The sequence below is a fragment of the Neisseria sp. HMSC058F07 genome, assembly GCF_001810035.1.
GTDB classification, from domain to species: domain Bacteria; phylum Pseudomonadota; class Gammaproteobacteria; order Burkholderiales; family Neisseriaceae; genus Neisseria; species Neisseria perflava.
Map to the genome: position 1 here is coordinate 261,858 of NZ_KV799663.1, position 24,171 is coordinate 286,028.

Annotated in this window: 25 protein-coding genes; 14 read left to right on the forward strand and 11 right to left on the reverse strand. The window is 50.5% G+C overall.

Features of this window, described 5'->3' with window-relative positions; genetic code table 11:
* Positions 1-24 precede the first annotated feature (24 nt).
* Positions 25-648 carry a c-type cytochrome gene (locus HMPREF2696_RS01500; RefSeq protein WP_070587549.1) on the reverse strand — a complete coding sequence of 208 codons (624 nt, stop codon included), beginning with the start codon at positions 646-648 and terminating at the stop codon, positions 25-27.
* A gap of 215 nt (positions 649-863) precedes the next feature.
* Here HMPREF2696_RS01500 and yihA point away from each other — a divergent pair, with 215 nt between their 5' ends.
* On the forward strand, positions 864-1,505 hold the full coding sequence (yihA, locus tag HMPREF2696_RS01505) for a ribosome biogenesis GTP-binding protein YihA/YsxC (RefSeq protein WP_070587551.1): 642 nt from the start codon (positions 864-866) through the stop codon (positions 1,503-1,505).
* A 346-nt stretch (positions 1,506-1,851) separates the two neighbouring features.
* The gene (locus tag HMPREF2696_RS01510) at positions 1,852-2,313 is read left to right on the forward strand and encodes a PepSY domain-containing protein (protein WP_234394609.1); all 462 of its coding nucleotides are present in this window, start codon (positions 1,852-1,854) and stop codon (positions 2,311-2,313) included.
* A 100-nt stretch (positions 2,314-2,413) separates the two neighbouring features.
* On the opposite strand, the gene HMPREF2696_RS01515 is transcribed toward HMPREF2696_RS01510, so the two are convergent.
* Positions 2,414-2,632, reverse strand: coding sequence for a hypothetical protein (locus HMPREF2696_RS01515; protein ID WP_070503978.1), 219 nt, complete (start codon positions 2,630-2,632; stop codon positions 2,414-2,416).
* Positions 2,610-2,843 carry an RNA-binding S4 domain-containing protein gene (locus tag HMPREF2696_RS01520; protein ID WP_002221492.1) on the reverse strand — a complete coding sequence of 78 codons (234 nt, stop codon included), beginning with the start codon at positions 2,841-2,843 and terminating at the stop codon, positions 2,610-2,612. The genes HMPREF2696_RS01515 and HMPREF2696_RS01520 overlap by 23 nt, the downstream gene beginning before the upstream one ends.
* 165 nt (positions 2,844-3,008) lie before the next feature.
* On the opposite strand from HMPREF2696_RS01520, the gene dnaE reads away from it, so the two are divergent.
* A complete protein-coding gene (dnaE, locus tag HMPREF2696_RS01525; protein ID WP_070503980.1) occupies positions 3,009-6,443 on the forward strand; it encodes a DNA polymerase III subunit alpha in 3,435 nt (1,144 codons plus the stop codon).
* A 127-nt stretch (positions 6,444-6,570) separates the two neighbouring features.
* Here dnaE and HMPREF2696_RS01530 read toward each other — a convergent pair whose 3' ends face one another.
* Positions 6,571-6,927, reverse strand: a complete 357-nt coding sequence (locus tag HMPREF2696_RS01530; RefSeq protein ID WP_004520896.1) for a hypothetical protein — start codon at positions 6,925-6,927, stop codon at positions 6,571-6,573.
* 109 nt (positions 6,928-7,036) lie between these two features.
* Positions 7,037-7,372 (reverse strand): hypothetical protein, encoded by a 336-nt coding sequence (locus HMPREF2696_RS01535; protein ID WP_039862525.1) that lies wholly within the window; start codon positions 7,370-7,372, stop codon positions 7,037-7,039.
* A 288-nt stretch (positions 7,373-7,660) separates the two neighbouring features.
* Between HMPREF2696_RS01535 and HMPREF2696_RS01540 the strand changes: the two genes are divergently transcribed.
* The 4 genes from HMPREF2696_RS01540 (at position 7,661) to HMPREF2696_RS01555 (ending at position 12,136) form a co-directional block, all read left to right on the forward strand.
* Entirely contained in the window at positions 7,661-8,155 is a 495-nt protein-coding gene (locus HMPREF2696_RS01540) for a restriction endonuclease (protein WP_004520899.1), read from the forward strand.
* A gap of 21 nt (positions 8,156-8,176) precedes the next feature.
* Positions 8,177-9,040 carry a mechanosensitive ion channel family protein gene (locus HMPREF2696_RS01545; protein ID WP_004520900.1) on the forward strand — a complete coding sequence of 288 codons (864 nt, stop codon included), beginning with the start codon at positions 8,177-8,179 and terminating at the stop codon, positions 9,038-9,040.
* A 71-nt stretch (positions 9,041-9,111) separates the two neighbouring features.
* On the forward strand, positions 9,112-9,978 hold the full coding sequence (locus tag HMPREF2696_RS01550) for a hypothetical protein (protein ID WP_004520901.1): 867 nt from the start codon (positions 9,112-9,114) through the stop codon (positions 9,976-9,978).
* A 121-nt stretch (positions 9,979-10,099) separates the two neighbouring features.
* Positions 10,100-12,136, forward strand: coding sequence for a M3 family metallopeptidase (locus tag HMPREF2696_RS01555; protein ID WP_049336939.1), 2,037 nt, complete (start codon positions 10,100-10,102; stop codon positions 12,134-12,136).
* Between the two features lie 353 nt (positions 12,137-12,489).
* On the opposite strand, the gene HMPREF2696_RS01560 is transcribed toward HMPREF2696_RS01555, so the two are convergent.
* Entirely contained in the window at positions 12,490-12,753 is a 264-nt protein-coding gene (locus tag HMPREF2696_RS01560) for a hypothetical protein (protein ID WP_004520905.1), read from the reverse strand.
* Positions 12,754-12,987: 234 nt separating this feature from the next.
* Between HMPREF2696_RS01560 and HMPREF2696_RS01565 the strand changes: the two genes are divergently transcribed.
* On the forward strand, positions 12,988-13,407 hold the full coding sequence (locus HMPREF2696_RS01565) for a CopD family protein (RefSeq protein WP_004520906.1): 420 nt from the start codon (positions 12,988-12,990) through the stop codon (positions 13,405-13,407).
* 38 nt (positions 13,408-13,445) lie between these two features.
* On the forward strand, positions 13,446-13,916 hold the full coding sequence (locus HMPREF2696_RS01570; RefSeq protein ID WP_070503986.1) for a CYTH domain-containing protein: 471 nt from the start codon (positions 13,446-13,448) through the stop codon (positions 13,914-13,916).
* A gap of 157 nt (positions 13,917-14,073) precedes the next feature.
* Here the strand turns inward: HMPREF2696_RS01570 and ubiG are convergent, their stop codons facing one another.
* The 4 genes from ubiG to HMPREF2696_RS01590 form a co-directional block, all read right to left on the reverse strand.
* Positions 14,074-14,787: a bifunctional 2-polyprenyl-6-hydroxyphenol methylase/3-demethylubiquinol 3-O-methyltransferase UbiG gene (gene ubiG, locus HMPREF2696_RS01575; RefSeq protein ID WP_210383746.1), complete on the reverse strand. Its 714-nt coding sequence runs from the start codon at positions 14,785-14,787 to the stop codon at positions 14,074-14,076.
* Between the two features lie 162 nt (positions 14,788-14,949).
* Positions 14,950-15,483: a c-type cytochrome gene (locus HMPREF2696_RS01580; RefSeq protein ID WP_070503992.1), complete on the reverse strand. Its 534-nt coding sequence runs from the start codon at positions 15,481-15,483 to the stop codon at positions 14,950-14,952.
* A gap of 463 nt (positions 15,484-15,946) precedes the next feature.
* Positions 15,947-16,219 (reverse strand): GIY-YIG nuclease family protein, encoded by a 273-nt coding sequence (locus tag HMPREF2696_RS01585; RefSeq protein WP_070587554.1) that lies wholly within the window; start codon positions 16,217-16,219, stop codon positions 15,947-15,949.
* Positions 16,216-17,106: a LysR family transcriptional regulator gene (locus HMPREF2696_RS01590; protein ID WP_070587557.1), complete on the reverse strand. Its 891-nt coding sequence runs from the start codon at positions 17,104-17,106 to the stop codon at positions 16,216-16,218. Before HMPREF2696_RS01590 ends, HMPREF2696_RS01585 begins: the two co-directional genes overlap by 4 nt.
* A gap of 119 nt (positions 17,107-17,225) precedes the next feature.
* Here HMPREF2696_RS01590 and HMPREF2696_RS01595 point away from each other — a divergent pair, with 119 nt between their 5' ends.
* Positions 17,226-17,882 carry an NAD(P)-dependent oxidoreductase gene (locus tag HMPREF2696_RS01595; protein ID WP_070587559.1) on the forward strand — a complete coding sequence of 219 codons (657 nt, stop codon included), beginning with the start codon at positions 17,226-17,228 and terminating at the stop codon, positions 17,880-17,882.
* Positions 17,883-18,119: 237 nt separating this feature from the next.
* Here the strand turns inward: HMPREF2696_RS01595 and HMPREF2696_RS01600 are convergent, their stop codons facing one another.
* Complete coding sequence (locus HMPREF2696_RS01600) at positions 18,120-18,575, reverse strand: PH domain-containing protein (RefSeq protein ID WP_049344311.1); 456 nt, start codon at positions 18,573-18,575, stop codon at positions 18,120-18,122.
* A 102-nt stretch (positions 18,576-18,677) separates the two neighbouring features.
* On the opposite strand from HMPREF2696_RS01600, the gene HMPREF2696_RS01605 reads away from it, so the two are divergent.
* From HMPREF2696_RS01605 to HMPREF2696_RS01620, 4 genes are all read left to right on the forward strand, one after another.
* Complete coding sequence (locus HMPREF2696_RS01605) at positions 18,678-18,908, forward strand: helix-turn-helix domain-containing protein (RefSeq protein ID WP_049344313.1); 231 nt, start codon at positions 18,678-18,680, stop codon at positions 18,906-18,908.
* Between the two features lie 125 nt (positions 18,909-19,033).
* On the forward strand, positions 19,034-20,398 hold the full coding sequence (gene mnmE / locus HMPREF2696_RS01610) for a tRNA uridine-5-carboxymethylaminomethyl(34) synthesis GTPase MnmE (RefSeq protein WP_070587561.1): 1,365 nt from the start codon (positions 19,034-19,036) through the stop codon (positions 20,396-20,398).
* 1,026 nt (positions 20,399-21,424) lie between these two features.
* Complete coding sequence (gene rmuC / locus HMPREF2696_RS01615) at positions 21,425-23,227, forward strand: DNA recombination protein RmuC (protein ID WP_004520921.1); 1,803 nt, start codon at positions 21,425-21,427, stop codon at positions 23,225-23,227.
* Between the two features lie 36 nt (positions 23,228-23,263).
* On the forward strand, positions 23,264-24,058 hold the full coding sequence (locus HMPREF2696_RS01620) for a glycosyltransferase family 8 protein (RefSeq protein ID WP_004520922.1): 795 nt from the start codon (positions 23,264-23,266) through the stop codon (positions 24,056-24,058).
* The last annotated feature ends 113 nt before the right edge of the window (positions 24,059-24,171 follow it).

Below are 24,171 nucleotides of genomic sequence, written 5' to 3' on the forward strand. Positions count from 1 at the left end.
AATAAACTCGTTTCAGAACGAAATTTAGTGCAAACCTTGAATAAAGTTGGCTACTGCGTTCAACTCTTCTTCGCTCAGGCGGTTGGCAATATCGGCCATGATGGCGTTTTTACGTTGGCCGGACTGGTAAGCTTTCATTTGCTCGACAACGTAAGCTTTGTGTTGGCCGCCCAGACGAGGATAGGCTTGGATTTCAGTACCGCCGCCAGGGATACCTGCGCCGCTAGGACCGTGGCAAGACATACATGCCGGTAGTTTTTTAGCGCTCAGGCCGCCGCGATAGATTTTCGCACCCAGCTCTGGGTTTTCTTTAGGATTGGCTTCGCCCGGTTTGCCTTGTTGTTTGGCGTAGTAGGCGGCAGCGTCGCGGATGTCTTGTTCGGACAAGTTCATCACCATCGGTTTCATCACGCCGGCAGCACCGTGGGCACGGGTACCGTCTTTGATGGCCATGGTTTGGCCGTAGACGTAGGCCGCAGCCTGACCTGCCAGTTTAGGATAAGTTGCGATACCGCTGTTACCATCGGCTGCGTGACACGCCGCACAGATAGTAGTCGCTACCTGTTTGCCTTTTTCAGCATCTGCTTTAGGGGCAGCGGAAACCGCACCGGCAGCCAATACCAAGGCCAATAAAGTCAATCGTTTCATGGAGTGCTCCTGATTACAGCATTGCGTACCGCGTCAATGCCTTTTTTATACTCAAATACCGGGGAATTTTCCCGATTAAAACCGATAATTCTATAAACGTGCTATTCTATACCAAGTTTACATTAAATTACTACTCAAATTACCAAACTGCTGCAACATAAATGCCCGATACAAATTATGATGTTGCAGTTTTGTTTCCACGCAAGGAAATACTGATGAACCTTTTTCAAAACGCCAAATTCTTTACAACGGTCAACCATCTGAAAGACCTGCCCGACACACCGGCCGAGATTGCCTTTGTCGGCCGAAGCAATGCCGGCAAATCCAGTGCCATCAATACTTTAACCAATCATGTGCGCCTTGCCTACGTTTCCAAAACACCGGGCCGCACCCAACACATCAATTTCTTTGAGCTGGAAAACGGCAATTTTATGGTCGACTTGCCCGGCTACGGCTACGCGCAAGTACCGGAGGCCATTCGTGCGCACTGGGTTAAACTCTTGGGCGACTACCTGCAACAACGCCGCCAACTGATCGGCCTGATTTTGATTATGGACTCGCGCCATCCGCTCAAGGCTTTAGACATTCAAATGCTGGACTTTTTCCACATCACCGGCCGTCCTGTGCATATCCTGCTGTCAAAAGCAGACAAGCTGTCTAAAAACGACCAGATTAAAACTTTAGCGACGGTAAAAAAATCACTCAAACCCTACACCGATCGTCAAAAAATCAACGTTCAACTGTTCTCCAGCCTGAAAAAACAAGGCATGGACGAAGTCAATCAAGTGGTCGGCTCATGGTTTGACGCGCATCGCGAAGAAATCGAAAATCTTGCAGGCGAAACATCGCCTGAGTGATTGTAAAACAAGGCGGAATGAGATAAGTTGACCAACCGCAAATCTTATTCCGTCATTTGGTTTCTCACCATCGCATTTACCATTTAATCCGGGGTATGTCTCACACATGCCCTTTTTTTCATCACGCTTTTTTTGTTTTCACACGCAAACCACAATCTGCGCCAAATATGCCATCACAACATATCAGCAAGGCCGCCTGAAAGACGCGGCTTCGATCTCCATTATTATTAAAGTGTTAATTTTAGTATTGCAACTAATTACACATCTTAGCATTTTGCTCATATTCAGCTAATTGTTGAGGCATAGAATGCATTCATCGTTCAACAACACAGTAGGAAAGAAAATCATGAAACGCATTAACGCTTTTATTTCAAAAAAACTCATCATTGCCGGTATTATTGCTTCAAGTTTGGGCGTTGCCGGTGCGGCAGGTACCATGGCTTTCAAAGAAGGTATGTTCGCAAAGGTTTCCGGCCAGCAAGCAGCCGCAGCAGCGGTAGCAGAAGTGGGCGGCGTCGTTAAAGATGTCGATTACAAATACAAACAACATTTGGGCGGCCGTTACAAAGTAGAAATCTTGAAAGACGGCGTCGAATACGAAGCTTTGGTTGATGCTCAAAACGGCAAAGTATTGGCAGTAGCACAAGATGACGATCAGGACAAACGACACTTTGGTAAACATGATAAGCATCATAAACATGACAATGCCGAGCCCTCTTCATCGCAAAATACAGATTATCAGGCTCCTGCCGATGCTGCACCTGGCACACCTGAAAATGCAACCGCTTCCGAGGTAACACAATCTTAATTTAAACTTTAAAAAAGCCAATGCCGTCTGAAACTTTCAGACGGCATTGGCTTTAATGCAGCATTGTTTGAAACACAGCTCCTATCAAGCCCAATCATTTTCAGACGGCCTTTGCACCATCTTCGCCGTCTATCCAACCTGCTTCTTTCAATTTCCTCTGTTGCGCATCATATCGGGCTTTTTCCACCCAATACATTGTCTGGATACAGGCATCGCCGCACTCGCTGCCGCAACATTCCCACGACTCGGGGCGGACGGGTTCGTCTAAAAGCGGCTCGCCCAAGATGGCTTCGGCCTTATTCTTCAGGGTCGTATCCATCGGCGATTTCCAAGCGCGCACCGTCAAATTCAATCACTTCGCCGCCGCGGATTTTGGCGGTCTTACGGGTTTCGGTTTCGCCGTTGCGCAACACCAGCCCTTCGGCGATAAACGCTTTTGCCTGTCCGCCGCTTTCGGCAAGACCGGCCAGTTTTAACAGGTCGCATAAAGCGATGTATTCGTTGTCTTCAAGATAGACGGTTGCTTCCATCATTTAATCCTTTTCAATAATGGCGATATTTTAACATGGCCGTCTGAAAGAAAGCCCCCTTCTGTTTTATTTGCTTTATCCAACCTCATTACATTTGGTTTTCAGACGGCCTTTCGCTGCCAACCCTGCTACAATACACCTTTTATTGTTCACGCCGATTTTGCCATGACCGAGCCGACCTACATCCCCCTGCGCCTGCATACCGAATTTTCGATTACCGACGGTATGGTGCGGATTAAAAAACTGATTGCCAAAGCGCAGGAATACGGTTTGCCTGCTTTGGGCATCAGCGATTTGATGAATGAATTCGGCTTGGTGAAATTCTATAAAGCCTGCCGCGGCGCAGGGATTAAGCCCATCGGCGCGGCGGATGTGTGGATAGGCAATCCGAATGCACCTGACAAGCCGTTTCGCGCCATGCTGATTATCCGCAACGATGCGGGTTATCTGCGTTTGAGCGAGCTTTTGACGGAGGCCTATGTCGGCAAAGACCGCAATATCCATCATGCGGAACTCAACCCCGAATGGCTGGAAAGCGGCGACAACAGCGGCTTGATTTGTTTGAGCGGCGCGCATTACGGCGAAGTGGGCGTGAATCTATTGAACAGCAATGAAGACGCGGCGCGTACGGCGGCGTTGAAATATGCGGCGTGGTTTCCCGATGCGTTTTATCTAGAGCTGCAACGCCTGCCCGAACGCCCTGAATGGGAGGCTTGCGTTTCCGGCAGCGTGAAGCTGGCGGAGGAACTGGGTTTGCCGGTGGTGGCGACGCATCCGACACAGTTTATGAGCCGCGACGATTTCAACGCACACGAGGCGCGGGTGTGTATCGCGGGCGGCTGGGTATTGACGGACAAAAAACGTCCGCGCGATTTCACGCCGAGCCAGTTTTTCATTCCGCCGGAAACGATGGCCGAACGTTTCGCCGATTTGCCTGAAGCCTTGGAAAACACGGTGGAAATTGCCAAACGCTGTAATCTGCACATCACATTGGGCAAAAACTTCCTGCCGCTCTTCCCCACTCCAGACGGCCTGTCGCTGGACGATTATTTGGTGAAACTGTCCAACGAGGGTTTGCAGGAACGCATGGTTCAGCTTTATCCCGACGAGGCGGAGCGTGCGGCAAAAATGCCGGAATATCAGGAACGTTTGGATTTTGAACTGAACATCATCATCCAGATGAAATTCCCCGGCTATTTCCTTATCGTACAAGACTTTATCAACTGGGCGAAAACGCATGGCTGTCCGGTCGGGCCGGGACGTGGTTCGGGTGCAGGTTCGCTGGTGGCGTATTCATTGAAGATTACCGACCTCGACCCGCTCAAATACGCGCTGCTGTTCGAGCGTTTCTTAAACCCTGAACGCGTTTCCATGCCTGACTTTGACGTCGACTTCTGTCAGGCAAACCGCGGCCGCGTAATTGAATATGTGCGCGAGAAATACGGCGCGGATGCGGTCAGCCAGATTGTTACCTTCGGCACGATGTCGTCCAAAGCGGTCATCCGCGACGTCGGACGCGTGCTGGAACTGCCGTTTATGCTGTGCGACAAACTGTCCAAGCTGATTCCGTTGGAAGCCAACAAACCCCTGAGTTTGGAAAAAGCCATGGAGGCCGAGCCGCAAATTCAGGAATTAATCGAAGCAGAAGAAGCGGACGAACTGATTACGCTGGCGAAAAAGCTGGAAGACCTGACGCGCGGTTTGGGTATGCACGCGGGCGGCGTGTTGATTGCGCCGGGCAAGATTTCCGATTACAGCCCCGTGTATCAGGCGGACGAATCCGCCTCGCCCGTATCCATGTACGACAAGGGCGACGTGGAAGACGTGGGTTTGGTGAAGTTCGACTTTTTGGGTCTGCGCAACCTGACCATTATCGAAATGGCGCAGAACAACATCAAAAACACCACCGGCGATATTGTCGATGTCGGCAAGATTCCGCTTGACGACCAAGCTGCCTACCAAATCTTCCGCGATGCGAACACCACCGCCGTCTTCCAGTTCGAGTCGACCGGCATGAAAAAAATGCTGAAAACGGCGCACACGACCAAGTTTGAAGAACTCATCGCCTTCGTGTCGCTCTACCGCCCAGGCCCGATGGACAACATCCCCGACTTCGTCGCGCGCATGAAGGGACAGGAATTCCAATACATCCACCCGCTGCTCGAAGGCATCCTCGCGCCGACCTACGGCATTATGGTGTATCAGGAACAAGTAATGCAGGCGGCGCAGATTATCGGCGGCTACTCGCTCGGCGGCGCAGACTTGTTGCGCCGCGCCATGGGTAAGAAAAAGCCCGAAGAAATGGTGAAACACCGCGAAATTTTCGCCGAAGGCGCGGCAAAACAAGGCATTTCGCGCGAAAAATCCGACGAAATCTTCAACTACATGGAAAAATTCGCCGGCTACGGTTTCAACAAATCCCACGCCGCAGCCTACGCCCTGATTTCCTATCAGACCGCATGGCTCAAAGCCCATTATCCTGCCGAATTTATGGCGGCAACCATGTCGTCTGAATTGGACAACACCGACCAGCTCAAGCATTTCTACGACGACTGCCGCGCCAACGGCATCGAGTTCCTGCCGCCCGACATCAACGAATCCGACTACCGCTTCACGCCGTATCCGAACATGAAAATCCGCTACGCACTCGGCGCGATTAAAGGCACGGGCGAAGCCGCCGTCGAATCCATCATCGCCGCGCGGCAAAGTGGCGGCAAGTTTACCGGCCTCTTGGACTTCTGCGAGCGCGTCGGCAAAGAACACATGAACCGCCGCACCCTCGAAGCCCTAATACGCGGCGGCGCGTTCGACAGCATCGAGCCCAACCGCGCCATGCTCTTGGCGAACATCGACCTTGCCATGAGCAACGCCGACCAAAAAGCCGCCAACGTCAATCAGGGCGGACTTTTCGACATGATGGAAGACGCCATTGAACCGGTGCAGCTCATCGACGCGCCCATGTGGAGCGAATCGGAAAAACTCGCCGAAGAAAAAACCGTCATCGGCTTTTACCTGTCCGGCCACCCGTTCGGCCCGTATGCCCAAGAAGTCCGCCAAATCGCCCCGACCAAATTGGGCCGTCTGAAACCGCAAGACAGCGTACGCCTCGCCGGATTCGTTACCGCTGTGCGCACCATGATGGGCAAACGCGGCAAAATCGCCTTCGTCAGCCTTGAAGATTTGAGCGGTCTGGTGGAAATCATGGTCAGCGGCCACACGCTGGAAAACTGCGCCGACTACCTCAAATCCGACCAAGTGCTGATTATCGAATCCAAAGTCAGCCGCGACGACTACGGCGGCGGCGACGGTCTGCGCATTATGGCAAACCAAGTCATGACCCTGCAAATGGCGCGCGAACGCTACGCCCGCAGCCTCAGCCTCGTCCTCGCCCCCGGCCACGATATCGCACGCCTCGCCGCCATCCTCACCGCCCACCGCCTGCCCGACACGTCGCACATTCCGCTGCAACTGTCGTACAGCAACGGCAAAGCATCAGGCAAATTGAAAATTGCGCCAAAATGGATGGTAACGCCAAGCACCGCCTTGTTTGACGAACTGGAAACATTGCTCGGCAGCAGGGCCGTCCGCGTGAATTGGTAAAACTAAAGGCCATCTGAAACTATACGTTCAGACGGCCTTTAATTTAAAAAGCGCTTTAAAAACATAAATCAGATAAAGATTCAGGCTTTCAGACGACCTTATTGTATAGGGAGATTATCTGAAAAGTTTATTGTACAAAGCCTTTGGCCAATAGGGAAAAGTAGCCCACAATAAAGGGGAACGACAATGCCGAAACAATACCCAGCACCCAGTAAATACATTGGTTCAGTACAGTTTTTGAGGCGGTAAGCCGCAACAGTTTGAAATACAGAGAGAACCAGGTTGATGACAAGGCAATAATCAGCAAAAAGCTGACTAGGGAGAAGGAACCGGAGAAAGCGTATCCCAGCATTGTCCCTATCGTGGCATAAAGCATGCCTGCGCCTAGCGCCCATTTCCAGATGGGATAAAGCCTATCGGGAAAATTCAGTGTTCCGGAGGCTTGGAGCCTGCCGAATACCAATACAAATATGATGTCAAACATAATAATGGCTGTTTTAGTGTAGGGTACGACAATATATATGAAAAGGGGGTGAAAATACCCCCCCTTTCCCTACAGATGCTCCATATTAAAGGCCGTCTGAAAAACAGTTTTATTTAACGATTTCAACCGGGCCGTGGTCGTCGCAGTGGTCGCCATGTTGGTGATGCAGACGGCCGTTGACGATGTAGTCAACGTGATCGCCGTGCGGTACGGCTTCGTGGCCGCAACCTTCGCCGTGAACGTGGCCGTGGCAGGTGTCAACCGGATGGCAGCCGTCAGGGTTGGTTTCATTGACGCTCAGAGCATGCTCGTCGTAGTGGCCGTTGTGCTCATGGTGCAGGTGGCCGTCGTGCAGATAATCGACGTGGCCTTCGTGTTTGATGGCAGTGTGGCCGCAGTTTGCGCTGTGAACGTGGTCATGATGTTCGTGGGTTTTACAGGTCATTTTTCTCTCCTAATGTTCAGTGAATAGCAATCTTTCTCGATTGATTATTCCATCTTATCTTTTTTTGATGCAAACGTAAATAATTTTACAGTTATTAATATATTGTTACGCTATATCATCTGTTGATATATAAGCCTATTTTATTTTTCAGACGGCCTTTCATCTATAATTCATTTATTTTCAGCGAGAACTTCAAACCCTTCCGGCAATGTAAAATATCGAATTTTTCAGCCGTAACAGGTAACATGGAAACAAAGGGATGAATCCTTCAAACAAACAGGTACTGTAATGGGAAAACAAGCCAAACTTTATATGGTTCGCAGCACGCAAGGTGCGCTTTATGATGTATTTTTTGAACGCGGTGTTGCGGCATTGGCCTGGCCTATGCTGGCCGAAGCGGCGGCCAAGGGTTTTGGCCGTGAGGAGCTGACCGATATTTACCGTTCGGCCGTACCGGATGTGAAGTTGAGAACGGCGCAATCGGGCGCGGCTCAGGTGTGGCGGTTTGTCAACGAATTGGCTGATGGAGATGCCGTACTGACCTACTCGCCTGCTTTGCGCCGTTATCGGGTCGGCAGGATTACGGGCGGCGCGGTACATTGTCCGCAATGGGACGATGAAAAAATGTCGCTGGTGCGGCCGGTTGAGTGGCTGGGCGAAGTGTGCCGTGATGATTTGAGTGCGGCTACGCAACGGGCTTTGGGCAGCGTGGCAACTTTGTTTGCGGTATCGGAAGCGTGTGCGGCAGAAATTTTTGAACGCGTGGGTTTTCAGACGGCCTAAGAAGGGAAAGGAAACAGGATTATGTGGAACACCATGCATGAATGGCTGAACGCTTTGCCTGTCAGTGAAGAAATCATTAAATCGGCATTGATGTCGGTATTGATGATTGTGGCCGTCATTGCCGGGCGCAGCATTTTGCTCTCGGCGCATTTTCGCAGCCATCCGGATTTGAGCATTGAAAACAAACGCCGCTCGCTGGTGTTCAGCCGCAACGTGACCATGTTGCTGATCCTGCTCGGGCTGGCGATGATTTGGGCGGCGCAGATTCAAACTTTGGCCTTGTCGATGTTTGCAGTGGCCGCGGCGATTGTGGTGGCAACCAAAGAGCTGATTATGTGTTTGTCCGGCAGCATCCTGCGCTCGGTAACCAAACAATACTCCATCGGAGACTACATCGAAATCAACGGCCTGCGCGGACGGGTGGTCGATATCAATATGCTGAACACGCTGATGATGCAAATCGGCCCTAATCCATTGATCGGCCAACTTTCCGGCAAAACGCTCTCGTTTCCCAACAGCCTGCTTCTGAGCCACACCGTGCGCCGCGACAATATTTTGGGCAATTATGTGATTCATACGGTGGAAATCCCCGTGCCGATTCATTTGGATTCGGACGAAATCATAGGCCGTCTGAAAGCCGTTCTTGAGCCCTTGTGCGCAGCCTATGTTCCCGTTATCCAACAATATTTGGAAAACGTTCAAGCGCAAAAACTCTTTATTACCCCCGCCGCCCAGCCGCGCGTGTCCCGCGTGCCGCATGATGACAAGGTGTACCACATCATCGTACGCTTCGCCTCCCCCGTTTCCAAACGGCTGGAAATACAACAGGCCGTCTTAGACGAATTTTTGCGCACGCAATACCGACTGATCAACCAAACAAAATAGTACGGTTTGTTTATTGATACAATTAAATCCCTTACAATAATGAAGTTCACAATCAACAATAAGGAAAAGTCATGTTGCCCGAATCAGCCCTTGCCGAAATGTATCCCGTCATTATGACCCCCAGCCATGACGGCAAATATTTCCACAACTACACCCTCTCGCTTCTGAACATCGTCCACACCAACGCCTCCCTCGGCCTGCCGCTGCAAGTAATGATGCAGCGCGGCGAAAGCCTGATTACGCGCGCGCGCAACAACTGCGTGGCCAAATTTTTGGAAAACAAAGAATGGACGCATTTATTCTGGATTGACTCCGACATCGGCTTCTCTCCCGACTCATTCTACCGCCTGCTCTTGGCCGATAAAGACGTTGTAGCCGGCGTTTATCCGCTCAAACGCGAAAACTGGCCGAAAGCAGGCCTTCCGGCCGGCATGACCCAAGCCGATTTTGAGCGTATGTACACTTCTTACACCGTCAACACCAACGACAAAGATGAAAACGGTGAAATCGTATTGAAAGTCGATGAAGACGGTTTTATGAAAGTCCATGACGCGCCAACCGGCTTCATGGTTATCAAACGCAGCGTATTTGAAAAAATGATAGAGGCCTACCCCGAGTTGAACTACGTCTCCGACAGCGACTACAGCCCGGAAAACAAAGGCCTGCACTACCGCTTCTTCGACTGCATGGTCGATCCCGAAAGCAAACGCTACCTGTCTGAAGACTACACCTTCTGCTACCTCTGGCGTCAAATCGGCGGAGAAGTGTACGTCGACGTGCAATCCAACCTGACCCACCAAGGCGCAAAAGTGTATCGCGGCTCGTTTGCCGAATCCCTGCAAACCAATGTTGCCAATGCGGTTTATGCCCCAGAAGGCACCACCATGCGCCTCGAGCTGGCTGCGCCATTGCACGCCAATCCGCGCGGCGCAGAATAAGATTGGCCGACAGGAAGGCAGGACACTTTAATTCTGCCTGTCTGCCACCATATAACGCCTATCGTTTTCTTTTCAGACGGCCACAAGGCCGTCTGAATCCATCTTATTCAGGAGAAACCATATGAGCGACAACGTCCTGCTCCACTTGGGCGAAGAACCCCGTTTCGACCAAATCAAAACCGAAGACATCAAACCCGCCCTGCAAACCGCCATTGCCGAAGCGCGCGAACAAATCGCCGCCATCAAAGCGCAAACGCACACCGACTGGGCCAACACCGTCGAAAAACTGACCGACATTACCGAACGCGTCGGCCGCATTTGGAGCGTGGTTTCCCATCTCAACTCCGTAGTCGACACGCCCGAATTGCGTGCCGTATACAACGAATTGATGCCAGAAATCACCATCTTCTTCACCGAAATCGGTCAAGACATCGAGTTGTACAACCGCTTTAAAATCATCAAAAACTCTGCCGAATTCGACACCCTCTCCCCGGCGCAGCAAACCAAGCTCAACCACGACTTGCGCGATTTCGTCCTCAGCGGTGCCGAATTGCCGCCCGAACAGCAGGCAGAACTGGCGCAACTGCAAACCGAAGGCGCGCAACTGGGTGCCAAATTCGCACAAAACATCCAAGACGCAACCGACGCTTTCGGCATTCACTTTGACGATGCCGCGCCGCTTGCCGGCATTCCCGAAGACTCCCTCGCCATGTTTGCCGCCGCCGCGCAAAGCGAAGGTAAAACAGGCTACAAAATCGGCCTGCAAATTCCGCACTACCTCGCCGTCATCCAATACGCCGACAACCGCGAACTGCGCGAACAAATCTACCGTGCCTACGTTACCCGCGCCAGCGAATTGTCTGACGACGGCAAATTCGACAATACGGCCAACATCGACCGCACTCTCGAAAACGCATTGAAAACCGCCAAACTGCTCGGTTTCAAAAACTACGCCGAGCTGTCGCTGGCAACCAAAATGGCCGACACGCCCGAACAGGTTTTAAACTTCCTGCACGACCTTGCCCGCCGCGCCAAACCGTTTGCCGAAAAAGACTTTGCCGAAATCAAAGCCTTTGCACGCGAGAGCCTGAATATCGAAGATCCGCAATCTTGGGATTTGAGCTACGCCGCCGAAAAACTGCGTCAAGCCAAATACGCCTTCAGCGAAACCGAAGTGAAAAAATACTTCCCTATCAGCAAAGTATTGGCAGGCCTGTTTGCCCAAATCAAAAAACTCTACGGCATCGAGCTGGCTGAAAAAACCGTCCCCGTTTGGCACAAAGACGTGCGCTATTTCGAGCTGAAACAAGACGGCCAAACCATCGGCGGCGTTTACATGGACTTGTACGCACGCGAAGGCAAACGCGGCGGCGCATGGATGGACGGCTACAAAAGCCGCCGCCGTTTCGCCGACGGTACGCTGCAACTGCCGACTGCTTACCTCGTCTGCAACTTCACCCCGCCGGTCGGCGACAAAGAAGCGCGTTTGAGCCACGACGAAATCATCACCCTCTTCCATGAAACCGGCCACGGCCTGCACCACTTGTTGACCCAAGTTGACGAAGTGGGCGTATCCGGCATCAACGGCGTCGAATGGGACGCGGTCGAGCTGCCCAGCCAATTCATGGAAAACTTCGTTTGGGAATACGACGTATTGGCGCAAATGTCCTCGCACGAAGAAACCGGCGCGGTATTGCCGAAAGAGCTGTTCGACAAAATGCACGCGGCTAAAAACTTCCAACGCGGTATGTTCCTCGTCCGTCAAATGGAATTTGCCCTCTTCGACATGGAAATCTACCATCAGGAAGATGAAGGCCGTCTGAAAGAATGGCCGCAAATCTTGGACAAAGTGCGCCAAGAAGTCGCCGTAACCCAACCGCCGGCATACAACCGCTTTGCCTTGAGCTTCAGCCACATCTTCGCCGGCGGCTACTCCGCAGGCTATTACAGCTACGCATGGGCGGAAGTTTTGAGCGCGGACGCTTACGCCGCTTTTGAAGAAAGCGACGATGTTGCCGAAACAGGCCGCCGCTTCTGGAAAGAAATACTGGCCGTCGGCGGTTCGCGCAACGCAGCCGAATCCTTCAAAGCCTTCCGCGGCCGCGAACCAAGCCTGGATGCCCTGCTCCGCCACAGCGGTTTCGACAACGCAGCTTGATTTGAAAATCCGCCGTTTTAATTGCTGATTCAACGCTAAAGGCCGTCTGAAATATTTCAGACGGCCTTTTTATAATCCATTCAATATGTTCAGCAAAACAAATAAAACCATTCAACCGATAAAACTACCCGGCGCGGAACGCCGCAATGATTGCCAAGCTCAATATTTTCCCAATGCAGACCAACCGCCCATAAAAACAGGGCATGTTCCCATGCCCTATCATTTGAATTTCAGACGACCTTTCGGTTGTCAAAATTTATTAGGAACAATGAGTACACCTATCCCTAACAAGACTTCGAGAAAAACAGAAGTCCGCATTTCAAACCCCTATCTCCCCCTGCCCATCGCTAAAATTAGTTTTTGCCTTTTTTATCGCCGGCAGCCAAACGCATATTGATAAATTCCATCATCAAATCTTTTTTCGTCCAGAAAAAGGTTTTCATTTTTTCCAAAGAATAGATTTTCCGAATCATCGCCGGCAATCCTGCGTGAACGATGGCCGCGACTTCGCCATTGGTTGTTTCGTTGTCCATGGCGGCTTTGAGGTTTAGATTGTGCGTATTCAGGTAGTTGCTAAGCTCTTTCCTGACGCTGTTGCTGATTTCAAATTGTTTCATGTTTTCCGTCCATAATGTTTTTATAATTAAATAGCATAGGATTTTAACAAGTTTTTTGCATTGTGCATATATTAACTTGCATATTGTTGCGAAATTTACAATTTGGTTTTTGGGTAAAATCGCGCCTGCAACACATTGTTGCGGCGCACTAAATCGGATTGTTTTGACTATTTTGTTTTGGCTCGGGCCGTATTGCGGATAAAATAATGGTTTTAGGTTTTGGGGCCGTCTGAAATGTATTTGTGGTTTAAGCTGTTACACATATTTTTTGTGATTTCTTGGTTTGCCGGACTGTTTTATCTGCCGCGGATTTATGTGAATCTGGCGCAATTGGAACCCGGCAGCGTGGAATATGTACGGCTGACGGATATGTCGCGCAGGCTATACCGCTTTATGTCGCCTTTGGGCTGGGGAACGCTGATATTTGGCGCGGCCATCGGGTTTGTAAATAATTGGTGGGGCAACGGCTGGCTGGCGGTTAAATTATTGTGCGGCCTGCTGCTCTTGGCTTACCAGCTTTATTGCGGCCTGCTGCTGCGCCGTTTTCAAAACGGCAGCAATGTGTATTCGCACCGCTGGTATCGGGTATTCAACGAACTCCCCGTATTGATGATGGTGGCCGCGCTTTATATGGTGGTTTTCAAGCCGTTTTAATCTTCAGACGGCCTGTTTGGTAAATAAGGAAAGAATTCATGACGGTCGAAATCGAACGCCGCTTTTTGCTGGCGGATGACAGTTGGCGCAAAACGGCAGGCGAGCCGCTGGTGTTGCAACAGGGCTATTTGAGCGTGGAAAAAGAGCGCACCATCCGTGTGCGGATTATCGGTTTGCAAGCATGGCTGACCCTGAAAGGCTATATTTCCGACATGACGCGCAGCGAGTTTGAATACGAAATCCCGCTGGCTCACGCGCAAGCGATGATGGCGGACATGTGTCCGTTTAAAATGGAAAAATACCGCTATCGGGTCGAATTTGAAGGCTTTGTGTATGAAATCGACGAATATTTCGGCGACAATGCGCCATTGATTGTGGCGGAAATCGAATTGCCGTCTGAAGATACCGAGTTCCCCAAACCGTCTTGGCTGGGCAAGGAAATCACGGCAGACGGTAAATTCACCAATGCGTATCTGAGCAAACATCCGTATTCGTCTTGGACGGAATAAGGACGACAACCTCTCTACACATACAAAAAAGGCATGTATCGCACATGCCTTTTTTCTTTTCAGACGGCCTGATTTACCTTACCGATATTTGTATCGAGCTGCTTTCGACATACCGTTTCAAATATCGGGCAAGCCCGTGTGTTTTATCAGTTGAACTTTACGCCGGACGGCAGGCCACCATGTAGTTAACCTCGGTCGAGTCGCACAGGGAATAACGGCCACTCAACAAATTGTAGGTCATGCCCTTGCTGCCGACGGTATCCAATCCGGCTTGGCGGCACATACGCGCAAGTTCTGCCGGCGTGATGAATTTTTTCCAATCGTGCGTGCCTTTGGGGACGAATTTCAACAGATATTCCGCGCCGACAATCAGATGCAGATAAGATTTGGGATTGCGGTTGATGGTGGAGAAAAACACCATGCCGTCGGGTTTGACCAGTTTCGCACAGGCTTGAACGATGGCTGCCGGATCGGGAACGTGTTCCATCATTTCCATACACGTTACCACATCGAAGCTGTGCGGCTGCTCGGCGGCGAGGTCTTCGACGCGGATGCAGCGGTAATCGATATTAGCAACGTGTTGAGCGGCCGCATGGGCAGCAGCGGTTTGCAGGGATTTTTCCGCCATATCGATGCCGATAACGTGTTCTGCGCCGCGTTTGGCCATGCTCTCCGACAAAATACCGCCGCCGCAGCCTACATCCAGCACGCGTTTGCCTGCCAATCCGGCATAGCCGTCGATATAGTCGAGGCGCAAGGGGTTGATGTCATGCAGGGGCTTGAATTCGCCGTTTTTATCCCACCATTTGTCGGCGATTTGGCTGAACTTGGCGATTTCGCCGGCATCTACGTTGTCGTGTTGATTGCTCATGGTTTGCTCCTGCATAAAATCATTCGCCTGATTTTAGCCGATTGTGCTTCAAAATAAAATGTTTCAGACGGCCTTTGCCTGTTTATCGGCCCTATTTCAACTTTCATCCGCCTGCCCATAAAAAACGCACCTTGTAACAAGGTGCGTTTCAATCTGCATGATTTAGAATTTAGCGCCGGATTCGTTGGCCATGTAGTCAACTGCGGCTTTCACTTCGTCGTTGCTTAAGCTGCTGTTGCCGCCTTTGGCAGGCATGGAATTGAAGCCTTCGAGGGCGTGTTTGTGCAAGGTGTCTTTGCCTTGTTTAATGCGAGGCGCCCAGTCTTCTTTTTTGCCTACGGCCGGAGCGCCGGGAATCAAGCCGCCGTGGCATGCTTTACAGTTCGCTTCAAAAACAGCTTTGCCGTCCACTTTGGCGGATTCGGCAGGCTTGGCTTCAGTGGCAGGCGCTTCGGCTTTCTCTTCGGGCTTGGCGGCTTCTTCAGGTTTGGCAGCTTCCTCTGCTTTGCTGGCAGCGGCTTCAACCTTATCAGCTGCTTCTTGAGCGGCAGATGCAGTCGCATCGGCAGCAGAAGCGGCTTCGGTTTTCACTTCAGATGCAACGGCTTGAGCAGTCTCTTGTGTCTCCTGTTTAGCCTCTTGGGAACAAGCTGTCAAACCAGCCATCATCATTACGGCAATCAGTAATTTGTTCATGTTCTGTCTTTCCTTAATTTTATTTAAATCACTGTTTTATATAAACAGCTCAAAAATTCTAACACAGAAACTAATACTTTCGACCTACACTATAATAAATATTGGTATAAATCAGATTTTGTCTCAAAAACTGAAAAACATATTGACACCACCTCTCTACTCGGATAGAAATTTACCCCATTTGTCATGAAGCGCGATAACTTTCATTTTATTGTTCAAACAGTTACTCATTTTATTTTCAAAGTTTCTTTTAGAATTCAACTTTTTACCGACTTCTCCATGAGTAGCGTCAACCTGAAAGCCATCCCCATCCCAACCAGGCCGTCTGAACCCCAATCAGGTTTCAGACGACCTTTTTGAATCATGTTAATAAACATTTGCCGCTTGGCCATACAAAAGACACCGGCAGGCTTACTTGTTTATAGAGTTTTTCATATTCCGACTACGATTTAATCCAATACCATTAGCCTTTTGCCAAGGTTTCAGCTTCAGCCCACAATCCCCGCTTCTGCTCCGCTGTCAATTTCTTAATCCCGATTTCCCGTTTCAGCGCCTCACTTTTAGTCAGGCCGTCTGAAACGATGCGCATCTCGACAGGCTTGTTCAAACGCGTGTATTTCGCGCCTTTGCCTGACAAGTGCGCCGCAAATCGCTCTTGCGGACGGTTGCTGATGCCGCAATAAAACGCGCCGTTTTCGCACAAAATCAGGTAAACGCTCCAATTTTCCACGCTCATAAATCCCCTTCCTTGGCAAAACTCTCGGTAAAAATGCGCACGGCAGCCTCGGTTTTATCAGACTGCACACGATAAGGCGTCACCAAATAAAGGCTGACCGGCGGCAATGTCCATTCAGGCAAAACCGCTTTCAGACAGCCTTGTGCAATTTTCTCCCTCACTTCGCCACCCACTTGTAAAGACAAACCGAAACCGCTTTCGGTCAGGCTGCGGACAGCAGCAAGATGCGTGCAGGCAATGCTGTCGGCGACGTCGAGGAAATAGCTTTCTTCACCATTTTGCAAGGTCGTGCGGACAGGTAAAAAATGCAGCCAGCGGTGCGCATGAAGCTGAGAGGGATGGGTAATGGGCGGATGCCGGTCGAGATAATCGGGCGCGGCGCAAATGATGTACGGCCAAGTCATGAGATGGCGCGCAACCAAGTTGGGATCGTCCAAAGCCCGGTCACCGCCGCGTATGGCGATGTCGGTCTGATTGTGTTGCAGGTCGTCCAAAGTATCGCTGAAATTAAGGACAGGACGGATTTTGGGAAACTCAGTTTGCAATCGCGAAAAGGCCGTCTGAAAAGCGCGGGAGCCGATGACGCAGGAAGTCAGGGAAATCCGCAATTCGCCGACGGGTTCGGTTTTCAGATTGTCGATAACGGTACGCGTATCGGCAAGCGTGGCGGCTAGACGGCGGCAGTATTCGCCCAAGGCGCGGCCGGCATCGGTAGGCGCAAGACTGCGCGTGCTGCGGTTTAACAGCTTGATGCCGTGCAGGGTTTCGAGGCGGTTGATGTGCTGGCTGACCGCCGATGGCGTCATGCCCAGCGCGGCAGCAGCGGCATTCATGCTGCCGTGTTCGAGGACGGCGGCGAAAACGAGCAGGGGTTTGATGTCTTGCATTTCGACTAATTATGTAGTTCAACTTCACAATAATAACAGTAAATCAGGGATTATCAAGCGTTTCAGACGGCCTTAAAATGCGCTCATCTAATTAATCACATCCCTACAAGGAGTCAAATATGAAAATCGCAGTTATCGGTGCAACTGGTTATGTCGGCAACGCAGTCGTTCAAGAATTGGCAGGCCACGGTCATGAAGTGACCGCTTTCGCCCGCAACACAGACAAAGTGTTCCAAGCGCAAAATGTTGCCGCTGTACCCGCAGATGTCAACGCAGCAGATTTTGCCGACAAACTGGCAGGCTTTGACGCCGTAGTCAGCGCGTTCAACCCGGGCTGGACCAATCCCAACATCGGCGCGGATTTCACACGCGGCGCAAACAGCATCGTCGAAGCGGCAAAAGCAGCGCAAGTGCCTTATTTGTTGGTCGTCGGCGGCGCAGGCAGCCTGTATGTGGCACCCGGTTTGCAAGTTATCGATACGCCTGACTTCCCGAAAGAAATTTTTGACGGCGCCAATGCCGCACGCCATCTTTTGGCAGAACTCCTGCCACGCCGCGACGTGAACTGGTCTTTCGTTTCCCCTCCGGCACGACTGGGCGCGGACGGCGGTTTCAGCGAAGACAAAACCGGCAAATACCGCTTGGGCAAAGACGATTTGCTGATGGACGGTGAAATTCCGGCAGGCATCAGCGTGGCCGATTTGGCAGTCGCCATCGCCGACGATGCGGAAAACAAAGCGCATTTGTTTGAACGCTTTACCGTCGCCGCCGTTTAATCATCTTAATTTAAAGGCCGTCTGAAACCCAAAGTTTCAGACGGCCTTTTCATATTCGGATCGATAGAAATAAATATTTAATTACAATTTTGCTATAGCAAACATAACTAACTTTCGATATTTCAAGGCTTCCAACCTCGTCAGTCCCACCTGCGCGGAAATGACGGCAATAGGTATTGCGTATCGAAAATAAAGTAATTGGGCTATATAAAACAAAAACCACCGTTTCCACCCGCCTCAAACGGCAGGCGGTTTTAATTCAATTTGATTTTTCGAGCCACCACCAATTTCGTTATCTATAAAATCATTGAATTGTTGACGGAACTCCATTGGTCGGGCGATATAAGGAATCGGAGCATGACTGCCGCCCGTCCCTCTGACCACTACGGAGCCATAATTGAAAATCCTGCCCCAAAAACCTTGATTTACCGAAATACTTTCGATACGGTTGATATTTATCTCAATTGTTTGCCGGCGGATAAAGCCAAACTTAGCGATAACCCTTTTGTTAGTTAAAGCAAGCTCGGTTGTCATTACATTCAATACCGCGAACACTATAAATACGATACCGATTACCCACATCAACAGCAGGATACCGAAAAAAATCCTCCAGAATTGGGAAAACCACGATACTTGTGCTTTATAAACAATACGTTCACCTCGCCCTAAAGAGCTTTCAATATAACTTGCCATTTAACGTTCTCCACATTAGATATTTTCCAAAAATACGGATTATAATCCGTGGATAAATAAGCGTCAAAATTGGATATTTTGAGATTTGTGAAGACAAATCTCATGAGTAAAATCAGTGTTTTGATAGGTATAAAAATCCGAGAAATCCGCAAACAGTCCAATATCAACCAAGAAAGCTTAGCCTTACTTGCCGATATAGACAGAAGCTATATGGGTAGAATAGAAAGGGGGGAGGTCAACATAACGGTTGATAAACTATATCAACTGTCTTCTGCTTTAAACTGTTCCGTACACGACTTACTACCGGATGATTTGGAAATTAAAAATACTTGAACCGTTCAAGTAGTACGCCCACATTGCCAATCTGCTAAAAAGGTCGTCTGAAACCCCAAAACCCAAAGTTTCAGACGGCCTTTTGCTATAATACGCCCATTAAATTTACCTATACGCGAGTTCTCATGTCCGCAACCCAACCCACCATCGCCGCCATCGCCACCGCACCCGGACGCGGCGGCGTCGGTGTGATCCGTCTTTCCGGCAAAAACCTGCTGCCTTTGGCGCAAACCCTCAGCGGCGGCAAAACGCCCAAACCGCGCACCGCGCTTTACACCGACTTTCTCGGCGGCAACGGACAGCCGATAGACAACGGCATCCTGCTCTACTTCGCCGCTCCCGCCAGCTTTACCGGCGAAGACGTGATTGAATTGCAGGGGCACGGCGGCCCTGTCGTGATGGACATGTTGCTCTCGCGCTGCCTCGAACTGGGCGCGCGCATGGCGGAGCCGGGCGAATTTACCAAACGCGCCTTCCTCAACAACAAACTCGACCTAGCCCAAGCCGAAAGCGTCGCCGACCTCATCGACGCCTCCAGCAAGTCCGCCGCCCGCATGGCATTGCGTTCGCTCAAAGGCGCGTTTTCCCAACACATACACGAGCTGGTGGACGACCTTATTACTTTGCGGATGCTGGTTGAAGCCACGCTGGACTTCCCCGAAGAAGACATCGACTTTCTCGAAGCCGCCGACGCGCGCGGCAAGCTCCAAGCGCTGCAAGGCCGTCTGAAAACCGTGCTTGCCAGTGCGGAACAAGGTGCGATTTTGCGCGAAGGCATGAACGTCGTCCTCGTCGGCGCGCCCAACGTCGGCAAATCCAGCCTGCTCAACGCCTTAGCTGGCGACGACATCGCCATCGTAACCGACATCGCCGGCACCACCCGAGACACCGTGCGCGAACAAATCACCCTCGACGGCGTGCCCGTTCACATCATCGACACCGCTGGCCTGCGCGAAACCGACGACGTGGTCGAGCAAATCGGCATCGAGCGCAGCCGCAAAGCCGTCTCCGAAGCCGATGTCGCCCTGATTCTGATTGACCCGCGCGAAGGTGTGAACGCCAAAACCCAAGCGATTTTAAACAGCCTGCCCGAAGGTTTGAAAAAAATCGAAATCCACAACAAAGCCGACCTGACCGGCGAACCTGTCGCCGTCCGTTCAGACGGCCTCGCGCAAACCGGTGCGGAAAGTGTCATCAGCCTGTCCGCCAAAACCGGCGCGGGTCTCGACTTGCTCAAACACGCCCTATTGCAGGAAGTCGGCTGGCAGGGCGAAAGCGAAAGCCTGTTCCTCGCCCGCAGCCGCCACCTCAACGCCTTGCACGAAGCCGAAGCCGAGCTGGAAAACGCCGCACTCTGCAACAACAACCAAATCGAGCTTTTCGCCGAACACCTGCGCCTCGCCCAAAACGCCTGCAGCGAAATCACCGGCGAATTTACCGCCGACGATTTGCTGGGCGTGATTTTCTCGCGCTTCTGTATCGGCAAATAAAACGGTTTGCCATCAAATACAAAGGCCGTCTGAATATTCAGACGGCCTTTTGTATCACCAAAACAAGCTTAATTTCACTTGCGTTTATTTATTGGCAGCTTCTGCCATATTTTTTGCGATTTTGGTCGCACCAACTGTCAAACCGGACATACCGATCAAAGAAGCCGCAGCCAATTTGATTAATGTTTTCATTTTAACTCTTTTCTGTGTATTTAAGGGTGTGTTGTGTATTTTTTATTTATCGGCATCAGCCATATTGTGGGCGATATTGGTTGCACCGACGGTCAGGCCGGACATACCGATTAAAGAGGCTGCTGCCAGTTTGATTAAAGTTTTCATTGTTTATCTCACTTTCTTGTCTGTCGGCCGAAAAACGGCCTAAGTTGCGTTTTCTGAAGTATTGTAATTAATTCGTTTATGATTGAATTATTTGTGTACTACCGTTTCGATATTGTAGGCGACGCCGAGGGCGGAGGCCGGTATCCCGACATGCCGATTAAAGAAGCGGTGGAAAGCGTTATTAAATATCCCATTTTAAGTAGTCCTTTTTCATAGATACAAAATGTTATTTAACAACATACACATTTTTTCGTCGGCATCTGCGCTGCCGACAGGACGAATCATACCGTTTTAAATGTAAACCAATATAGATTAATCGTAAATATATAGCGAAAAATCAAACATACAGATACTTTTTGTTAATTTATATTATTTTTTGAAAATGACACCGATGTCTTACCAAATGACACCGATGTCTTGATTACATACGCACTACAAACGTGTTTCATTTCCCCCATAAAATCCCGCTTTTTTTGTTGCAAAATTGCACTCTAAATGAAATATATTTCAAAATTCAATATTTTATGAATTTATATTTTTTACAACAAAAATATTCAATTAGTCAAAACCAATACCTTTGATAGCTTCTTTTAAAAGAAAACCCACGTTACCCGCACATATCCGACCATAAAATGCGCTGCAAATATATGATATAGTGAAACATTCTGCGTATTGACTATTTCCAGCATGAACAACACCCTAATCCTGACCGGCGCGGCCGCATTTTTTATCGGCGCGCTGTTTGCTTGGCTGATAACACGCTACCAAGCCCAAAGCCGACACTTTATTGTTTTGCAAGAATTGGCCGAAAGCCGCCGCCTGCATGAGTTTGCCGAACAGGTGCAGGCTCAAACTGCGACGGATTTGGCGCAAAGCCGCCATACCGTACAGGAATTGCAAGACGCATTGCAGGAGACGGGCAACCGCTTTGCCGCAGCCGAAAAACAGATTGCCTATCTGCAAGATTGCGAGGCCGAAGCCGAGGCTTTAAAACACGAATGTGCAAAATGGCAGCAAAGCGCGCAAAACCTGCAAATCAACAATGAGCGCCTAAACACGCAGCTGGTTCAAGAGCAGGCATTGAGTGCGGATAAAAATACGCTTTTGCAACAACAAGAAGCAGAAAAAGGCCGTCTGAAACAAGAATACGACACGCTGTTAGAGCAAAACCATGCGCTGCAAGTCCAAAACGAGCGCCTCTCCACACAACTGGCGCAAGAAAAAGCCAATATCGACGACAAAAACAGCCTTTTGCAACAGCAAGAAACCGAAAAAGGCCGTCTGAAACAAGAATACGCCGCTCTCTTGGAGCAAAACCACGCACTTCAAGTCCAAAACGAGCGCCTCAACACCCAATCGGAAAAAGACCGTCAGGCCGCCGAAGAAAAATTGGCCCTGCTGGCAGATGCGCGTCAAAACCTGAGCGACCAGTTCCAAAACCTCGCCAACACTATTCTGGAAGAGAAAAGCCGCCGCTTTACCGAGCAAAACCACGACCATCTCCAGCAACTGCTCAATCCGCTTAACGAACGCATCCACGGCTTCAGCGAGCTGGTTCAGCAGACTTATGAAAAAGAAGCCAAAGAACGCCTGACCATCGAAAACGAGCTCAAACGCCTGCAAACCCTCAACACCCAGCTCCACCACGATGCCAAAGCGCTGACCACCGCGCTGACCGGCACGCAAAACAAAACCCAAGGCAACTGGGGTGAGATGATTTTGGAAAGCGTATTGGAAAACTCCGGCCTACAAAAAGGTCGCGAATACATCGTTCAAGCTTCCAGCGTCCGCCACGAAGCAGACGGCACCCAACGCCGCCTCCAGCCCGACGTCCTCATCAATCTGCCCGACAACAAACAAATCGTCATTGACTCCAAAGTATCGCTGACCGCCTACGTCCGCTATACACAAAGCACCGGCGCAGAAGCAGAGCGCGAGCTTGCCAACCACGTCGCCAGCATCCGCGCCCACATCAAAAGCTTGGCAGCAAAAGATTACACCGACCTTGAGGGCGTCAAAACGCTGGACTTCGTCTTTATGTTCGTCCCTGTCGAACCAGCCTACCTCCTCGCCCTGCAACACGATCCGAACCTCTTCCAAGAGTGTTTCGACAAACGCATCATGCTGACCGGCCCCAGCACCCTGCTTGCCACCCTGCGCACCGTTGCCAACATCTGGCGCAATGAGCAACAAAACCAAAACGCACTGGCGATTGCCGAAGCAGGCAGCAAACTCTATGACAAATTTGTCGGCTTTGTCGAAAGCATGGACGGCATCAATAAAGCGCTTGGTCAGGCTCAATCCCAGTTCCAGACGGCCTACAGCCGCTTGGTTTCCGGCAGGGGCAACCTCATCAGCAGCACTGAAAAACTGCGCAAATTGGGCATCAAAGCCGGCAAACAACTGCAACGGGATTTAGTAGAAAAGGCCGTGTCGGAAACCGAAGACCACGCCGCTTTACCCACCACGCAAAATCAAGAACATAACTGACAAACTCCAAAACATTATAAAAAGGGAATTTAACCAATGAGCAACATCACCATCGTCCTTGCCGCCGATACCGGCTACGCCGAACAAGTCCATACCCTAATGAAGTCCGTCTGTACGCACAATACAGGTGTCAATTTCTACCTTATGCACAACACCTTCAGGAAGGAATGGATCAACTATACCAACCAAAAACTTGCCGCCAGCGGCAGCCGTCTGAATGATGTCAAAATCGAAATGGACTTCAGCCAATATCGCCGCCTATCCCATATTTCGGATGCCGCATTTTTCCGCCTGATGATGCAGCACCTGCCCGTCGACCGCGCCCTTTATCTCGACAGCGATATGGTGGTTACCCAATCCCTGCACGATTTATTCAACCTCGATATGCGCGGCTATCCCGTCGCCGCCGTACAAGATTCCTATCTCGCCCGTACCGATTGGAACCATCCGACCGGCCTGCATACCACGCCCTATTTCAATTCCGGTATGCTGCTGGCTGATTTGGGTCAATGGCGCAAACACAATATCGCGGAGCAACTGCTGCAAACCGCCGCCACCATTGATAAAACCGTCCCCTACGGCGACCAATGCTTTCTAAACACCGTATTTCAAGAAAACTGGCTGCAATTGGAAGAATCTTGGAATTACCAAACCGGCGCCAGAAGATTTTTCCAAACATACGACCTTGACGAAATGTTCCCTCTGCCGGACACCACCCCGCCCATCATCCACTACACCACACTCGCCAAACCGTGGTTGTGCGATTACGGCAAGATTCCTTTTGAAGAAATATATTGGCAATACTATTGCGCTGACTGGCCGGAAGCGTAGTCTCAGACAGGGAATACCCTTCCCTTGCCTCAATTGACCTTAAAACAACCCATCATCAAAAACAAAAGGCCGTCTGAAATCGTTTCAGACGGCCTTTAAGCCATAAAAAAAAA

Bases quoted from the DNA above. Each gene is read 5' to 3' on its own strand.
- HMPREF2696_RS01555 (WP_049336939.1), top strand. From the start codon at position 10,100: ATGAGCGACAACGTCCTGCTCCACTTGGGCGAAGAACCCCGTTTCGAC.
- mnmE (WP_070587561.1), top strand. From the start codon at position 19,034: ATGTCCGCAACCCAACCCACCATCGCCGCCATCGCCACCGCACCCGGA.
- HMPREF2696_RS01535 (WP_039862525.1), bottom strand. From the start codon at position 7,372: ATGACCTGTAAAACCCACGAACATCATGACCACGTTCACAGCGCAAAC.
- HMPREF2696_RS01565 (WP_004520906.1), top strand. From the start codon at position 12,988: ATGTATTTGTGGTTTAAGCTGTTACACATATTTTTTGTGATTTCTTGG.
- HMPREF2696_RS01600 (WP_049344311.1), bottom strand. From the start codon at position 18,575: ATGGCAAGTTATATTGAAAGCTCTTTAGGGCGAGGTGAACGTATTGTT.
- HMPREF2696_RS01540 (WP_004520899.1), top strand. From the start codon at position 7,661: ATGGGAAAACAAGCCAAACTTTATATGGTTCGCAGCACGCAAGGTGCG.
- HMPREF2696_RS01520 (WP_002221492.1), bottom strand. From the start codon at position 2,843: ATGGAAGCAACCGTCTATCTTGAAGACAACGAATACATCGCTTTATGC.
- HMPREF2696_RS01560 (WP_004520905.1), bottom strand. From the start codon at position 12,753: ATGAAACAATTTGAAATCAGCAACAGCGTCAGGAAAGAGCTTAGCAAC.
- HMPREF2696_RS01550 (WP_004520901.1), top strand. From the start codon at position 9,112: ATGTTGCCCGAATCAGCCCTTGCCGAAATGTATCCCGTCATTATGACC.
- HMPREF2696_RS01500 (WP_070587549.1), bottom strand. From the start codon at position 648: ATGAAACGATTGACTTTATTGGCCTTGGTATTGGCTGCCGGTGCGGTT.
- ubiG (WP_210383746.1), bottom strand. From the start codon at position 14,787: ATGAGCAATCAACACGACAACGTAGATGCCGGCGAAATCGCCAAGTTC.
- rmuC (WP_004520921.1), top strand. From the start codon at position 21,425: ATGAACAACACCCTAATCCTGACCGGCGCGGCCGCATTTTTTATCGGC.
- HMPREF2696_RS01585 (WP_070587554.1), bottom strand. From the start codon at position 16,219: ATGAGCGTGGAAAATTGGAGCGTTTACCTGATTTTGTGCGAAAACGGC.
- HMPREF2696_RS01605 (WP_049344313.1), top strand. From the start codon at position 18,678: ATGAGTAAAATCAGTGTTTTGATAGGTATAAAAATCCGAGAAATCCGC.
- dnaE (WP_070503980.1), top strand. From the start codon at position 3,009: ATGACCGAGCCGACCTACATCCCCCTGCGCCTGCATACCGAATTTTCG.
- HMPREF2696_RS01530 (WP_004520896.1), bottom strand. From the start codon at position 6,927: ATGTTTGACATCATATTTGTATTGGTATTCGGCAGGCTCCAAGCCTCC.
- HMPREF2696_RS01570 (WP_070503986.1), top strand. From the start codon at position 13,446: ATGACGGTCGAAATCGAACGCCGCTTTTTGCTGGCGGATGACAGTTGG.
- HMPREF2696_RS01620 (WP_004520922.1), top strand. From the start codon at position 23,264: ATGAGCAACATCACCATCGTCCTTGCCGCCGATACCGGCTACGCCGAA.
- HMPREF2696_RS01510 (WP_234394609.1), top strand. From the start codon at position 1,852: ATGAAACGCATTAACGCTTTTATTTCAAAAAAACTCATCATTGCCGGT.
- yihA (WP_070587551.1), top strand. From the start codon at position 864: ATGAACCTTTTTCAAAACGCCAAATTCTTTACAACGGTCAACCATCTG.
- HMPREF2696_RS01545 (WP_004520900.1), top strand. From the start codon at position 8,177: ATGTGGAACACCATGCATGAATGGCTGAACGCTTTGCCTGTCAGTGAA.
- HMPREF2696_RS01580 (WP_070503992.1), bottom strand. From the start codon at position 15,483: ATGAACAAATTACTGATTGCCGTAATGATGATGGCTGGTTTGACAGCT.
- HMPREF2696_RS01590 (WP_070587557.1), bottom strand. From the start codon at position 17,106: ATGCAAGACATCAAACCCCTGCTCGTTTTCGCCGCCGTCCTCGAACAC.
- HMPREF2696_RS01515 (WP_070503978.1), bottom strand. From the start codon at position 2,632: ATGGATACGACCCTGAAGAATAAGGCCGAAGCCATCTTGGGCGAGCCG.
- HMPREF2696_RS01595 (WP_070587559.1), top strand. From the start codon at position 17,226: ATGAAAATCGCAGTTATCGGTGCAACTGGTTATGTCGGCAACGCAGTC.